At 41.4% G+C, this 13,898-nt stretch carries 15 protein-coding genes and 1 pseudogene; 13 read left to right on the forward strand and 3 right to left on the reverse strand.

Annotation, left to right across the window (positions count from 1 at the left end; all coding sequences use genetic code 11):
* The first annotated feature begins 1 nt into the window (after position 1).
* Together terL and B3Q46_RS04880 are read left to right on the forward strand one after the other, a co-directional pair.
* The gene (terL, locus tag B3Q46_RS04875; RefSeq protein WP_286713800.1) at positions 2-1,654 is read left to right on the forward strand and encodes a phage terminase large subunit; all 1,653 of its coding nucleotides are present in this window, start codon (positions 2-4) and stop codon (positions 1,652-1,654) included.
* Positions 1,655-1,663: 9 nt separating this feature from the next.
* Positions 1,664-3,919 carry a hypothetical protein gene (locus B3Q46_RS04880; RefSeq protein WP_286713802.1) on the forward strand — a complete coding sequence of 752 codons (2,256 nt, stop codon included), beginning with the start codon at positions 1,664-1,666 and terminating at the stop codon, positions 3,917-3,919.
* Between the two features lie 39 nt (positions 3,920-3,958).
* Here the strand turns inward: B3Q46_RS04880 and B3Q46_RS04885 are convergent, their stop codons facing one another.
* Positions 3,959-4,939, reverse strand: coding sequence for an EpsG family protein (locus tag B3Q46_RS04885; RefSeq protein ID WP_004782313.1), 981 nt, complete (start codon positions 4,937-4,939; stop codon positions 3,959-3,961).
* A 35-nt stretch (positions 4,940-4,974) separates the two neighbouring features.
* Positions 4,975-5,949 carry a right-handed parallel beta-helix repeat-containing protein gene (locus tag B3Q46_RS04890; protein ID WP_286713805.1) on the reverse strand — a complete coding sequence of 325 codons (975 nt, stop codon included), beginning with the start codon at positions 5,947-5,949 and terminating at the stop codon, positions 4,975-4,977.
* A 95-nt stretch (positions 5,950-6,044) separates the two neighbouring features.
* Between B3Q46_RS04890 and B3Q46_RS04895 the strand changes: the two genes are divergently transcribed.
* From B3Q46_RS04895 to B3Q46_RS04920, 6 genes are all read left to right on the forward strand, one after another.
* The gene (locus tag B3Q46_RS04895; protein ID WP_262734369.1) at positions 6,045-6,320 is read left to right on the forward strand and encodes a holin; all 276 of its coding nucleotides are present in this window, start codon (positions 6,045-6,047) and stop codon (positions 6,318-6,320) included.
* Entirely contained in the window at positions 6,313-6,855 is a 543-nt protein-coding gene (locus B3Q46_RS04900) for a glycoside hydrolase family protein (RefSeq protein WP_286713808.1), read from the forward strand. The genes B3Q46_RS04895 and B3Q46_RS04900 overlap by 8 nt, the downstream gene beginning before the upstream one ends.
* Positions 6,855-7,238 (forward strand): hypothetical protein, encoded by a 384-nt coding sequence (locus B3Q46_RS04905; RefSeq protein ID WP_286713810.1) that lies wholly within the window; start codon positions 6,855-6,857, stop codon positions 7,236-7,238. The genes B3Q46_RS04900 and B3Q46_RS04905 overlap by 1 nt, the downstream gene beginning before the upstream one ends.
* 327 nt (positions 7,239-7,565) lie before the next feature.
* A complete protein-coding gene (locus B3Q46_RS04910) occupies positions 7,566-8,417 on the forward strand; it encodes a 3'(2'),5'-bisphosphate nucleotidase CysQ family protein (protein ID WP_104426196.1) in 852 nt (283 codons plus the stop codon).
* 60 nt (positions 8,418-8,477) lie between these two features.
* Complete coding sequence (locus B3Q46_RS04915) at positions 8,478-9,227, forward strand: histidine phosphatase family protein (protein ID WP_104426195.1); 750 nt, start codon at positions 8,478-8,480, stop codon at positions 9,225-9,227.
* Positions 9,228-9,347: 120 nt separating this feature from the next.
* Entirely contained in the window at positions 9,348-9,470 is a 123-nt protein-coding gene (locus B3Q46_RS04920; RefSeq protein ID WP_004786141.1) for a hypothetical protein, read from the forward strand.
* Between the two features lie 137 nt (positions 9,471-9,607).
* Here the strand turns inward: B3Q46_RS04920 and rpsT are convergent, their stop codons facing one another.
* The gene (gene rpsT, locus B3Q46_RS04925; RefSeq protein WP_004786139.1) at positions 9,608-9,877 is read right to left on the reverse strand and encodes a 30S ribosomal protein S20; all 270 of its coding nucleotides are present in this window, start codon (positions 9,875-9,877) and stop codon (positions 9,608-9,610) included.
* Between the two features lie 213 nt (positions 9,878-10,090).
* Here rpsT and B3Q46_RS04930 point away from each other — a divergent pair, with 213 nt between their 5' ends.
* From B3Q46_RS04930 to B3Q46_RS04950, 5 genes and pseudogenes are all read left to right on the forward strand, one after another.
* Positions 10,091-10,756, forward strand: a complete 666-nt coding sequence (locus tag B3Q46_RS04930) for an NAD-dependent epimerase/dehydratase family protein (protein ID WP_034702612.1) — start codon at positions 10,091-10,093, stop codon at positions 10,754-10,756.
* Positions 10,757-10,768: 12 nt separating this feature from the next.
* Positions 10,769-11,278, forward strand: coding sequence for a ribonuclease E activity regulator RraA (rraA, locus tag B3Q46_RS04935; protein ID WP_104426194.1), 510 nt, complete (start codon positions 10,769-10,771; stop codon positions 11,276-11,278).
* Between the two features lie 101 nt (positions 11,279-11,379).
* The gene (locus tag B3Q46_RS04940; RefSeq protein WP_034702605.1) at positions 11,380-12,177 is read left to right on the forward strand and encodes a glutathione S-transferase N-terminal domain-containing protein; all 798 of its coding nucleotides are present in this window, start codon (positions 11,380-11,382) and stop codon (positions 12,175-12,177) included.
* Positions 12,178-12,399: 222 nt separating this feature from the next.
* Positions 12,400-13,083: a LuxR C-terminal-related transcriptional regulator gene (locus B3Q46_RS04945; RefSeq protein ID WP_034702603.1), complete on the forward strand. Its 684-nt coding sequence runs from the start codon at positions 12,400-12,402 to the stop codon at positions 13,081-13,083.
* A gap of 59 nt (positions 13,084-13,142) precedes the next feature.
* Positions 13,143-13,880: pseudogene (locus tag B3Q46_RS04950) on the forward strand (ATP-binding protein); the annotation flags it as partial.
* Between the last annotated feature and the right edge of the window lie 18 nt (positions 13,881-13,898).

Below are 13,898 nucleotides of genomic sequence, written 5' to 3' on the forward strand. Positions count from 1 at the left end.
CATGGTTAAGGTGGGCTTTGCTGCATTCTTCCTGGTCTATGCGGAAGCGATGAACTGGGATGTGCCGGACTTTCATTTAGATGTCTGTGATTTCTTGGAGGATTACGGGCCACTTGGTCTATTGATGATGCCACGTGGTCACGGTAAATCTACGATTCTGGACATCTATAACGCCTGGAAACTTTACTGCAATCCAGAACATTTGATATTGCATCAAGGTGCAACCGATGATGATGCAGCAAAGTGTAGTCGAGGAACACAGCAGGTCGTAGAAAAGCATCCACTTTGTCAGTTATTTAACGTACACAAAGCACGTGGAGAACTGCAAAAGTGGTGGATTAGTGGCTCAAGTGATGTTCGTCATGGCTCAATCCATGCGCGTGGTGTGCTATCCAACGTCACGGGTGCACGTGCGCATGAGATCCAGAATGATGACGTTGAAATGCCAGCGAACATCGGCACACCAGAAGCACGTGCAAAGCTGCGCTATCGACTGGGTGAGCAGACTCACATTCTCATACCAGGTGGACAAAAACTGTTTGTGGGTACACCGCACACCCATGATTCACTTTATACCGATGTCCAGAAACAGGGGGCAAACTGTTTAATTCTTCGGATGTTTGAAAAAGAAAAACGATTCGAGAATGTCACTGAATGCCTGGTAGATTTTGAGCCGATCTATGTATTTAGTGGCATCAGTTTTTCAGGCCGTGTTTTAGAAAAAGATAAGGATTATGTCGTCCATAAGCAGGGCACAGCTTATAAGATCATCCTCAAAGAGTCGCATTATTTAATCGACGTATACAGCGAAGCACTCTGGCCAAAACGATTCACACGTCTGGAAATGGGCAAACGACGTAAAGAATGTCGCACCTTGAATGAGTGGGATGGTCAATACCAGATGCATGCCAAGCCAATTGGGGATGTGCGTCTTGATCCGGACAAGATGATTCCATATGACTGTGAGCCAGTACTGAAACGTGCAAACGGTGAATATTACATGATGCTTGGTGAGCGCCGCATTGTGGGTATCACTGCACGCTGGGATCCATCATCCGGGAAAATTAAATCCGATATTTCAGCCGTTGCGATAACCCTGCATGATGATCTAGGAACCAAGTACTGGCACAGGTCTGTGGCCCTTAAAGGTGAAGTTGTTACCCATAATGAACAGGGTGAAATCATAGGTGGTCAGGCTTGGCAACTCTGCGATCTGATCGAGCAGTTCCATGTTTCTAAAATTGTTATTGAGACCAACGGTATTGGTGGATTCGCTGCAGCTGCACTTAAAGGTGCACTGAAGGCGCGTAAATTGCGCTGTGGTGTGACTGAGCATCATGCAACCGGTGCCAAAAATAAACGTATTTTAGAAGCTATTGAAGGGCCACTGGTATCAGGTCTAGTCTGGGTGCATGTATCTGTAATCGATACACCAGAAGAAGGTGAAAATAGCTCAGTCCAGTACAAGCAGATGCGCATGTTTAACCCGGCCATTAGTGATCAGGAAGATGACTATCTGGACTCATTTGCTGGAACGCTGACTGATTCACCAGAACGGGTAGGCAAAATACACAGAAATAACGAGGTCAATGAAGGCCCTAATTGGAGAGGGAATAGTGGCGTGATTGAGGCCACTTTAGATTTTGAAAATTAGGGGCAGATCATGGCAGTACCAGAACAGACGCCGTATATCGAGCACACCGGAAACGGTATTACTACTAGCTTTGCGCTGGGGTTTCAGTGTGAGACCAAAGATCATTTAATTGTATTAGTGGATGATATTGAACCACCGATTGCAACGTGGAGCCTAACTGGTGGAAATGTGGTATTCACCACTGCACCAGCAGCCGGTAAAAAGATTACCTTACAGCGAAATACGCCATTTAGCCGCAATACTGACTACCAATCTTACAATAATTCATTCCGTCCACCTGCGGTAAACAAGGACTTTGACTGGATTTGGTTAAAGCTGCAAGAGCTTGGCGTTGCTGATTGGATTTTAAGTAATCGTATTGATGCACTGAAAAAATATGTGGACGATCGAGACGATGAGCTTCGAGCTTATCTCATGGAGGAAATCCGAAAGCAGGGTGTAGCACTAGATCAGTTAGATGAATATTACAACTATCTCATGCAACGCCTTGCCCAGATTGCTGTAGATAAAGGCTGGGATTCCTCTTTTGTTGTACATAAAGGTCAGAGCCAATACGAAATCAATGAAGACTTTTTTAATAAGAAGTGGGAAAAAGTTTCGGTAAAGGATTTTGGTGCAAAAGGAAACGGAGATCAGACTTTATATGCTACCGACTATTATTCTGATCAAGATAAATCAATTCGAATCAGACAACAGACAGCGGATGGTCTTGCCTTCAACCGGGCTATTAAATGGTTAAGAAATAAAGGTGGTGGAGCCTTATATATTCCTGAAGCCGAGCAAGGCAAATCTTATCGCATCTACGGCTATCTTGAGCAAATTGATTTTCCATGTGTGATTTATGGAGCAGGCGCTAATTCGTGGGTTCAGAATTGTGATAATTCTCCAACGAACGTAAATGGTTATGGAATTTTCTGCATACAACCTCTCGTCGTTTCAGAAATCACTATGATGAATTTTAAACTGGATGGTAATGCTGATGTTCGGACTAAGCCTACCTCTGAGTTGAGGTTATATCCTTTTGTGGTTTTGGGTTATCCTCAAGTACGTCTATTTAACCTTACATCTATAAACAGCCCAATCGACTGCCTTCATACTCGCTACAAAAATGATTATGAGCTGACCAATGGCGAACAACTATGGCTTAAAGCTGTTAATTGTCTTTTTGATAATTCATATAGAAACACAGCGTCTTTAGTGAAAGGTTGGCATCAAGAATATGTTAACTGCGATTTTTTACGCGGTGGGTATGTGCAAGGTGGCACTCAACCTAAGTACTGTATAGATATTGAGCCAACATTATCTTCAAACTCAATTAAAGATATTAACTTTACCAACTGTCGATTCGCTTTAGCTCGTAATGTTTTAGTTGGTGGTGTGTGGGCTGCTGCTAATTTTGTAGGATGTACGTTTGATGCAAGCACACCGCATCCCGATGATGTTGCTAAAAAGGGATACCCGTGGGCGTTTCAAATGACGGGTGGTGAATGGTCTTTAACGGGGTGCAAAATCTTCGGACGTGCTGATACTTTAGACACAATTTGCTATCACTATAACCAATACAGCGTAGGTGGGGAGTTTGCAGATAGTGGGTATCTTCGTATCAAGGATACGGAAATGTACGGAGCTGGCCTGCAATCAAATGGGCGTCGGATTTTCATTGAAAATGTACTTGCGCAGAATTCTCTTAGACCATTTGTGTTTGAAAAGGGTGCAGCTTCACCTCAAGTTGATGTAAATATTAAAAACCTAAGATTGATAAACGTTTTTGATAACTCAAATGCAGGAACTGGTACTACTGCTTCTTTTGCGGTTAAAACTAATGTGAATGGAATTATTGATATTGATGGAGTTACAGTTGAAATTGATCCAACCTCACTAGCTAAAATGCCTAAAGAGCTATTCACTCAATCGACTTATCATGGCGTATATATACCTGACACGATTAGTAGTGGCAAACGTAGCTTTGTGCGCAATATTCACTCAGAGGGGTTTTATAAAAGATTACCATCTCATTTAGGTGTACCTGAAAATTCTGGAAATTTCAGAGATTGGGGGAAACCCAACTTACCGCCAGCAGATACAGCAGTACTTACTGCCGATGTTACAGCCACCTTAACGGATGGCACGGTTGCAAACAATACTGTGACCAATAAAGCTGTTACGGGATCGGCTACTCAAAATAGTGATGCAGCCAACAGGGTGTTAGGAGGACGGACGAAAACATATTGGAAAAATTGTACAATGTGGGGAAATTATAGTTAATAAAAAAGGGGCTGCTGCCCCTTTTTATTATATTTAATTTTAAGTGAACCAGAAAAACCAAAGCATTGTGGTATATGCGATATAAGAAAGAAAAAGAATACTTTTTTCCTTTCCTTTAATCTCAATTAAGGCTGCAATTACAAAAGGGAAGCAGGCTGCCAAGAAACGAGAAGAATATCCACTCATGATCGTGTTTAGAAAAACAATGCTTAAAATAGAAATAGCGATATAGAAAGAGAACTGCTTATCTTGCTTTTCAAATAAACCTTTAAACAATAAGTATAAATAGATAACGAGCCAAAAAATCATATAGAGTAATGGGGACGACATATCGCTATATTCAGCTCGACGATCCTCTAAATTTGTCAAAATACTTGCCATTAATGGGCCAGTAACAGCAGCAACTATAAACCCTACCAACATTGAAATTACAGTTTTTATTTGTGCGGGAATTGATTTTATATTAGAAATTACTAGTGAAACCCCAATAATAAATATAAATAATACAGCAGAGGTATGGATAAATGGTGTGGACGCTAGAATTGGAATGTATATAAAATTCTTCTTTCGATAGAAGTAATAGCCTATAAAGATAATACTCATGGCGAAGGCAAGACGTAATTGTGATGCTACAAAGTCCACGTACAGGGGATTTATAAGTAGCAATATACTTGCAATTGAATATCGCTTTGATAAAAACATTGAAGCAGTAAATACTGAAAGGAACGTAATAAAAAATATTATAGGTCCTGAACTTAAACCAAGTGTTTCTGTGGTGAACGATAGAAATTTATGCCATCCCCATTCATTGAGGATTTTTGTTAAAAGACCATCAAAATCAAACCAATGAGTTTTATTTACAACCTCATCCATGAAATAAACGTAGTTTGCTCTATCGTAATAAGGACTACTTCTTAAATCCGTCCAAGGTACCAGTGCAATGAAAAGTGCAAATAGAATTGAGAATGAGAAAGCCAGAAAATATTTTTTATTGACTTTTGTTTTGATGGATATGTGCACACGAACCTCTGATACTAGTTAAATTAAAAAAGACCTTAGTTAAAGCTTTTTATATTGATATTGGGATGTTTTAAATAAGCCATACAATATCTAGTTTTTACCAACCCAATATCACCTAAAATATCAATATTAAATTTTTTATTGGTCCATGAATTAAAGCAGCTCGCATTTTTACTTTTGCTGTAGTTAATTGATTTCATCTCTATTTTTCCAGATGGCACTGCACTGATAGCCCCCAACAAAAGACCATATTGAGAACCGATATCCGTATGATTATTAATTTTGATAGAAACAGGTTTCTTGGTATTATCATAACGACTCAAGCCTATTTGAATGCCTGGTCCTGCATTATTTGAGGTAACAATATTTTCAAGACTAATATTTCTTATTACACCTGTACCATTATTAGGTTCTATATCGATCCCTCCAGATGGCTTGGCTCCGCTAGTATTTGTTGCTTTCAAATTTCGGACATTAAGGGTATCAACAGAAATTATTGTTAAGCCCTGTCTTCGATTGTCGTTCATTACTATATTATTCAACTTAATATTATAAGTAGAGTTTTTACCATCAGTTCCGACATAGATAGCATCACCCCACATCTTATCTATACTCATATCTGAGATGGATATGTTTTGTGAATCACGAATCTCAACACCCATACCCCATTCACCAGTTTTTCCAAGATGGGTATATTTATCGCCAATGACTTTTCCACCTGAAATTTTTACATTTTTTACATTTTTAATCTTGAATACGCGATAGCTACCCAATTTATTTGGAATGACATTTAGATTGGTATTTGGAGAAAGAATAAGTGATGAATTGCTCGGTAATACAATAGACTTACCTGCATCTATTTTATAGCTTCCAGCAGGGATCCTAACTTCTGATTTCAACTTTAATTGCTGATTTAGATAGGTGGTAATGTCACTATTTTCTATGAATTCTGCATAACAAAAGCAGGAAAATAAAAACATACAAGATGAAACCAAAATTTTTTTAAGCATAATTATTAGCTAACGATGAGATGCGATAATTGTAGTTTAATAACACCCAACAAACCACCGTTAACCCTGATCTTTAATTAGATCAGGGTTTTTTAATGTCAAAAATTGGGGGCGGCATGTCCGATCAGAAATCAGCAGTAATGGAAATGGCAGCGACTGTTTCTTCCGCTGCATCAAAAACAACGTATGCAGGGGCCGCTTCTGGTTTCTTGGCGTATCTTGCATCAGTCGATGTACTCGCTTGGCTAGGGATACTTTTTGCTTTTGGTGGCTTCATGGTGAATTGGTACTACAAGCGATTGGAAAATAAACGTGCTGATGAAATTCATCGACTCCGGATGAAAAAAGAAGGGGGGCAGTACGGTGTCTAATAAAACTAAATACTACGTGATTGGATCTTCTCTGGTGCTTGCTGCAGGTATGTGGATTACTGGTCCAAGCGATGAGCAGATTCAGGTAACGGCTATAAAAGAAGGCTTTACAGCTAAGCCAGTGATTCCAGTCAAAGGGGATGTGCCGACCATTGGCCATGGCACAACGGTCTATCCAAACGGTGTGCGCGTCAAAATGACTGACCCTGCGATTGACCGCAAACAGGCGTTTGAATATCTCAAGTTGCACATGGACAAGGATGCACAGCGGTTTAATAAAACCGTTCTGAATATCCCAATCTCACAACCTGAATATGATCTGTATCTGGATTTCACCTACCAGTACGGCACAGGTGCTTGGTCTGGATCTTCCATGCTGCGCAACTTGAAGGCACGTGATTACATCCAAGCATGCAAATCACTTTTGAAATGGAAGTATGTCGCAAAGCGTGACTGTTCCATTCGTTCCAATAACTGCTATGGGGTCTGGACTCGCCAGCTGGAACGCTACAACAAATGTATGGAGGTGAACTGATGTCAGCATTCTTGGCAAAGTTCTACCAGGTGATTATCTGCATTCTCCTATTTCTATTGTTGAGCGCCGTGGCCATTGGTGGGGTGCAAACCTTTCGCCTGGCAAAAGTGCAAAACAAAGTACTGAATGCTGAAATCACGTGTCAGGACAAAATCGATAAAAAACTAAAACCGTATCTTGATGCTGAAAAAGAAGCTCAGGAAAAAGCCAATCAAGCGGGTGAGCAGTATGAAGAATCAAAAGAAGTTGAGCGTGTTAAAACCGAAACAATTACACGTGAAGTGCAAAAGATCGTTGAGCGTCCTGTTTATATCCACACTAATTGCTTCGATGACGATGGGGTGTCAGCAGTCAACACCGCTGGCAATACCGGCAAACCTTAAAACGCTGTGTCCGGATCTACAGGAATTAAAGTCTGGCCAAGCCAAAGAAGTGCTGCAGGTGATGGTCGATGATCGACGAAAGTATGTAGATTGTAAGCAACGTCATGCAGCTATAATCAGTATTGTAGAAAAGTCCTCCAAGTGAGGGCTTTTTGCTTATACTGAAATAAGGCATATATTTGAGTGTGTACAGGAATGTGTACATAAAAATATGATTTAAATGATTTTTAAAATAAATATTATTTAAATTAGTGGTTTATGAAACTAACCGTCCATATCAAAAATGACAGGCGGTTTTTCTGAGCAATTCGACATATAAGGTTTTCTATGTTTAAAGCGACAATAGCACCACAAGATCCGATGATTTTGCAGTTTGTGCCCATTTTGACACAGGCCTGTGAAATTTTGCGAGAAGAATATCAGCGTTATTGTTCAGGTGCTGCGTTTGATATTGTCAAGAAAAGTGATGATTCTCCTGTGACCCAGGCAGACTATCGGGTGAATAGTTATTTAACCCAAGCTTTAGCGGAAATCTCAGAATTGCCTTTATTGTCAGAAGAGGGGCAGCAGGATCAGCGTCATGCCTGGACAGATTTCTGGTTACTAGATCCTCTGGATGGCACCAAAGAGTTTTTGCATCAGCGCCCCGAATTCACGATTAATCTCAGTCTGGTCAGAGGCAGTCTGACTACTTTTGCCATTTTGGCGGTTCCTGCACAGCAGCTAATTTATTTCTGTCCTGAAGAAGGCTTGCCGATTAAATACGATATTCAGAATCAGGCATGGTTTGGCTATGAGTCAGCTACCGATCATCAGGATGTCTTTGTCGGTCTGAGTCAGAGCAGTCAGCAGAAGCCAAAATATATCGAGTATCTGCAAAGTCTGGCTAAACTTAGCGCGTACACCGAGTTCAAGGCAGGAAGTGCCTATAAATTCTGCATGATCCTTGAAGACCGGGTAGATATTTATCCTCGTTTCCATCCAACCTCTGAGTGGGATACCAGTGCCGGTCAATGCATGCTCGAGCGGATTGGCGGAGGGTTGGTTGATCTGGAAGGTCGGCCATTCATCTACAACCAGCGCAAGACCTTACTGAATGGCGGGTTTATCGCCTATAAGAATGAAGCTATGAAAGTACTAGCCTTACAGGCACTGGCGGACATGCAAGACAATGATTGAGCTCATAGCCGTTCATGGTATAGTGAGGAAGATTCCGTTGATAGATCAGTTGGCAAGATTGTGGCATTAAAACTGCTTCCACCAAGTATGCTCAGTGCAATAGATTTATTGCCTGATACCAAGACACCTGTGACTCTGTTTACGCGGCATTCTCTGCGTGAAGATGTCGCTGGTCAGGGACTGGCAGGTTACGATTTGCAGTTGACGCCGCAAGGACGTGATCTGGCGCAGGAATGGGGTGCTTATCTGGTTAATCAGACAGATCGGCATATCCAGCATTGTATATCGAGTCCGATTCAGCGCTGTGTAGATACCGCAGCATTGATGATCGAGGGGGCAGATGCAACGGATAAAGCACCGCATACCCATAAGATTGAAATCGTTGAACAGGGTTTGCTGGTTGAGCCAGGCAGCTTTGTACTGGATATTCAAAAAGCAGGGCCATATTTCAAAAAACAGGGGGCATTGGGCTTTATCAATAGCTTCGTCAATAATGCCTTGCCCGGAATGAAACATCCCATTAATGGCGTAGTGGATGTACTGGAATTAATTTACAACACTCATCCGAAAACGCTGTATGGACTCAGTCTGGCGGTCAGTCATGACACCATTCTGGCAGCGATGATTGCAGTGATGTCTGGGCATCAGGAAGTCAGTCGTGAAGACTGGCCGAAAATGATGGAAGGTCTGTTTGTCTGGTTTGAGGGCGATGTATTTGAGGAATCTAAACTAAAATGGATCTGGCGTGGCAAAGTGCATGAGCTGGATATTTCCCAATTTCAGAATACCGAATTAAAGGTCAATAAATAATTCAAAGGCTCAATCATTTAGGTTGAGCTTTTTACATTTATCGTATGAAAGTGAAATAGAGTAATGATGAAATATCACTATGCTGATATTTAAACCAATTTTGGAAGCATAGGAGTTATCATGAAAATAATCACAATTTTAAGTCTGGTCGTTATGCTGGGATTAACTGCTTGTCAGCGTGATACAGACAATGCACAGCAAGACCAGACCACAACACCTCATTCTATGGATAAGGATGAATAATGTATTCTATTTTTATTTGAATAGAAGATTTCTATAACTAGGATTAGATAACTTTCTGGTATTCATAATTCTTTGTTGAATTAGTATTAAATTTCAGGCACAAAAAAAGCCCTAAAAGGGCTTCTTTTGATTTGCGATTAGTTAGAAGCTAATGCTTTAACTTGCGCGTTCAAACGGCTCTTATGACGAGCTGCTTTATTTTTATGGATGATACCTTTGTCAGCCATACGGTCGATTACTGGAACAGCTTTTTTGTAAGCTTCAGTAGCAACAGCATAGTCGCCAGCAGCAATAGCAGCTACTGTACGTTTAAGATATGTACGAACCATAGAACGCAAGCTTGCGTTGTGTTTGCGTGCTTTAACGTTTTGACGAGCACGTTTTTTTGCTTGAGCAGAGTTTGCCACTCGTGCACTCCTTGAAATAGATTGGTCTGGGCGGGCTGAAACTCAACTGAAAACCACATCAGAAGAACTATCACCAGCCCGTAAACAAGTGCCATATTTTGAGGAAACTATGGGCTTAAGTCAAGTCTTGACATGCTTTGACAACATTTTAGTTGCAGAAAAATTCTAAAGAAAACGTTAGATTAGTATCTAAGCAGGGAGATCGTACAAAAAATGACTAAAACCATTACATATCCTATCGTGATTGGCGCTACAGGCTTGGTCGGAAAGACTTTGGTACAACAGCTGGTAAATGAACCTAGTTGTAAGCGTATTAGCGTCATCGTGCGTAAACATCAACCAGAATTTGAACAGTGGCACAAGGTCAAGCAGGTGGTCGTTGAGGATTTCTTAATGCTCAATGATCAGGATGTCAGTGGCCATACTCATGCCTTTAGCTGTCTGGGTACCACGCTAAAGAAAGCCGGCTCCAAAGAAGCTTTTTATAATACCGATTACACCATCAACGCCCATTTTGCCGAACTGGTGCAGCAAACGGATGCTCATTATCTGTTGATTAGTGCGATGGGTGCCAATTCAAAATCCAGACTGTTCTATAACCGGGTAAAGGGTGAATTAGAGGATTATATCCAGACCTTGTCTCTGGAGCGTATCAGCTTGTTCCGACCCTCTTTGTTGATTGGTGAGCGAGATCATCAGCGTTTACTGGAAGACGCGGCACAGAACCTGTTTGACAAGTTTTCGCATTTCATCCCCGATTCTTTTAAATACAAGCCAGTGACAGCAGAGCAGGTGGCTCATACTATGGTATATGCAGCGCTGAATCAGACTGTGAAATTTGAAATTTATGATAATTTAGCCATACAAAAAATGAAATGAGGGTAAAAAATCGTGTCCAGCGTACCATTTGTAACTTGTGACCTGCTTGATGACAATCCGGATAAAAACTTGCAGGTGGTCACCCCATGCCTGGATGGCAAATTCTTTAGAAGCTATGGTGCACGTAAAAGTTTTGGCGGCCAGATTGTGACCGTAAAATGTTTTGAAGATAACTCTCGAGTAAAAGAGTTATTGGCGACAGATGGTACCGGCAAGGTTCTGGTTGTAGATGGTGGTGCTTCGATGCGTTGTGCATTGATGGGTGACCTGATTGCTGAGTCTGCGGTGAAAAACCACTGGAATGGTGTAATTATCTACGGCTGTGTCCGTGATGTCGATGCGATTGCTGAGCTTGATCTTGGTGTACATGCTTTAGCTTCTATTCCTCAAAAGAGCAACCGTAAGGGGATTGGTGAGGTAGATGTGCCGCTTTATTTTGGTGGCGTGACCTTTAAATCAGGTGAATACGTTTATGCCGATAACAACGGCATTATCTTGTCCAAAGAACAACTGGTGGACTAATTCCGGTTATTGAAAATATACAAAAACAAGCTATACCGTGGAAGTCAGGCAGTTTAGATTGCTGCTTTCACGGTTTGAAAATAATAAAGAGGACAGACGATATGTTAGGCCATCAGATTAAAGTAGCACAGGCATTGGCATCCGCATTTCTGGAAGGTGGACGTGGTACCACTGGAACACCATTTCCGAATCAGCCTGAAAAGCCTCTCAAGCTTTATGAATATGAAGGATCGCCATTCTGTCGTCGTGTCCGTGAGGTCATGACTTTACTGAATCTCGATTATGAAGTGTATCCGTGCCCACGAGGCGGTAAACGCTTTCGTCCCGAAGTGAAACAGCAAGGTGGCAAACTTCAGTTTCCATTTTTAGTAGATGAAAATACCGGAGATAAGCTATACGAATCTCAGGATATTATTCATCACCTGTTTAAGCATTATGGCAAGACAGGTAAGACTCCAGCCAAATATTCAAATTATCCAAAAGTGCCGGTTGCTGCCATTGCAGGTACGATGGTGAATGGTCTACGTGGTGGCATGGCTAAACCGTTGTCGAAGAATAGCCCTGCGCCTGAACAGCTTCTTGAGCTGTGGGGCTTTGAAGCCAGTCCATATACCCGTATTGTCCGTGGCGTATTGTCTGAACTGGAAATCCCTTACATCTATCATAATGTGGCAAAAGAACGTTGGCAGGATCAAGGTCTGGCAAAACTGCGTTTAAAACCGGGGAAATATGAACCTTTACCGGGTGGTAAGCGTGAACAGGTCTTAAAAGTAATGGGAGATAATATTCAGGTTCCTTATCTCGTTGACCCAAATACCAATACAAAAATGTTTGAGTCCAAAGATATTGTGGAGTATTTGAAGCAGCAATATGGTCCTGAGAAGAAAAGCAAAAAATAAACTGCTCCTAATATTTGGAAGATAAAAAATTGCCATCTGAAAATAGATGGCATTTTTATGGTTTATAAATTTAAATTTTCCAAGAACAAGAACTCTGCTTTCAAAATTATTCATACTTAGAGCTACTCACAATAAAGTTAAAAAAACTCATGATTTTTCTTCTTTTTTTGTTTATATTTTAATTTCAATGGGGTGATAAGAATAACGATAAGGGGTGTGCTTATGACAGCACAAGACGCCGTGCTACCGGTACCTGTATTAATTGTTGAAGACGAATATGTCATTCAGTGCCGTTTAAAGAACATATTGAAGGATCTGGGGTATAGTGATGAGGTATTGCTATTCGCCAATAATGTCAGGGAAGCCGAATATCTTCTGCAGCAAGAACCGTTCTGTTTAGCACTGATTGATCTTGGATTGCCAGATGGAAATGGCATTTCAATTATAGAAAAAATACATGAGCTCGGTTCACAAACTTTGATACTCGTCGTATCCGCTTGGAGTACTCAGGACAGTCTGCTAAAAGCAATTAAAGCAGGAGCAACTGGTTATGTACTCAAGGAACGTGATGATACAGAAGTAAGTCTGGCAATTCGTAGTATTTTGCGTGGCGGCGCACCCATTGATCCTTTTATTGCACGGGAAATTCTCAAGCAGATTTCCAGTTCAGAGCCATCTTCCTCTTTGGAGCAGATCGTACTTGATCCTGAACAGGAAAGCTTGACTCAACGGGAAAAAGAAATTCTTTCATTGGTGGCACAGGGGCTCAGCAATCGTGAAATTGCTGATGAACTCTGCGTGTCACGTTATACCGTTGAAAGTCATATCAAGCATATTTACCGCAAACTCTCTGTTAGCAAGCGGACTAAAGCAGTGAGCACCGCCCGGCATTTAGGTATTCTTTAGTGCGAATGCTATCCGTTAGCAAGATGTTTAGACAAGGACTAAGGCTCCTCGCTCTATTAATGATAGGGAGCTGGCTGAGCCTGTTCTCTTGCATCAGTCTGGCACAGAATAATTTTCAGATTAACGAGCTTTGTCAGGTGAACATTGAGCAGCAACAAAAAGTTCAAGTCCCAAGTCATCTCGAAATTCCGGATGCGGGCTGGCAACCTGTAACATTGCCGGATAACTGGAAAAATAACTGGCCAAAATATAATGGGGGTGCCTGGTATAAAATTCGCTGGGGCTGGTCTTGTCAGGACAATATACGTCTCGCTGAACCCATTGTTTTTGGTATTGATTATCTGAACTCTGCTGGAGCTGTTTTCCTGAATGATGATCTGCTGTGGTCGGATCAAAACCTGCAAGAGCCTTTGTCTAAAAGCTGGAATGTACCACGTTACTGGATTTTGCCCATTGCGGGCTTGAAGCAGACAGACAATGAACTGCTGATTTATGTACGAGGCTATAGTTTCCAGGGTGCAGGGCTTGGCAGAATTGAATTTCACAACATCATGGCCAATGACCAGCATTACTCAAAAAAGATCTGGGATCGCCGTACGCTCTTTCAGATCAATATGATTCTATCCGGTACGATTGGAGTCATTAGCCTGATTATCTGGCTATTCCGACGTTCAGAAACCACTTTTGGCTGGCTGGCGTTGAGTTCATTATTGTGGATTCTGTTTATCTCCAATGTATTAACCACAGAGAATTTTCCTTTTCCCTCCAGTATATGGGCCAGTAAAGCCAATCTGATAGGACTTACGCATTGACGG

Source organism: Acinetobacter sp. UBA2581, assembly GCF_002339435.1.
GTDB lineage: Bacteria > Pseudomonadota > Gammaproteobacteria > Pseudomonadales > Moraxellaceae > Acinetobacter > Acinetobacter variabilis.

Coding starts and splice junctions, on each gene's coding strand:
- B3Q46_RS04910 (WP_104426196.1), top strand. CDS start 7,566: ATGTTTAAAGCGACAATAGCACCACAAGATCCGATGATTTTGCAGTTT.
- B3Q46_RS04945 (WP_034702603.1), top strand. CDS start 12,400: ATGACAGCACAAGACGCCGTGCTACCGGTACCTGTATTAATTGTTGAA.
- B3Q46_RS04880 (WP_286713802.1), top strand. CDS start 1,664: ATGGCAGTACCAGAACAGACGCCGTATATCGAGCACACCGGAAACGGT.
- terL (WP_286713800.1), top strand. CDS start 2: ATGGTTAAGGTGGGCTTTGCTGCATTCTTCCTGGTCTATGCGGAAGCG.
- B3Q46_RS04890 (WP_286713805.1), bottom strand. CDS start 5,949: ATGCTTAAAAAAATTTTGGTTTCATCTTGTATGTTTTTATTTTCCTGC.
- B3Q46_RS04920 (WP_004786141.1), top strand. CDS start 9,348: ATGAAAATAATCACAATTTTAAGTCTGGTCGTTATGCTGGGATTAACT.
- B3Q46_RS04895 (WP_262734369.1), top strand. CDS start 6,045: ATGTCAAAAATTGGGGGCGGCATGTCCGATCAGAAATCAGCAGTAATG.
- B3Q46_RS04905 (WP_286713810.1), top strand. CDS start 6,855: ATGTCAGCATTCTTGGCAAAGTTCTACCAGGTGATTATCTGCATTCTC.
- B3Q46_RS04930 (WP_034702612.1), top strand. CDS start 10,091: ATGACTAAAACCATTACATATCCTATCGTGATTGGCGCTACAGGCTTG.
- B3Q46_RS04940 (WP_034702605.1), top strand. CDS start 11,380: ATGTTAGGCCATCAGATTAAAGTAGCACAGGCATTGGCATCCGCATTT.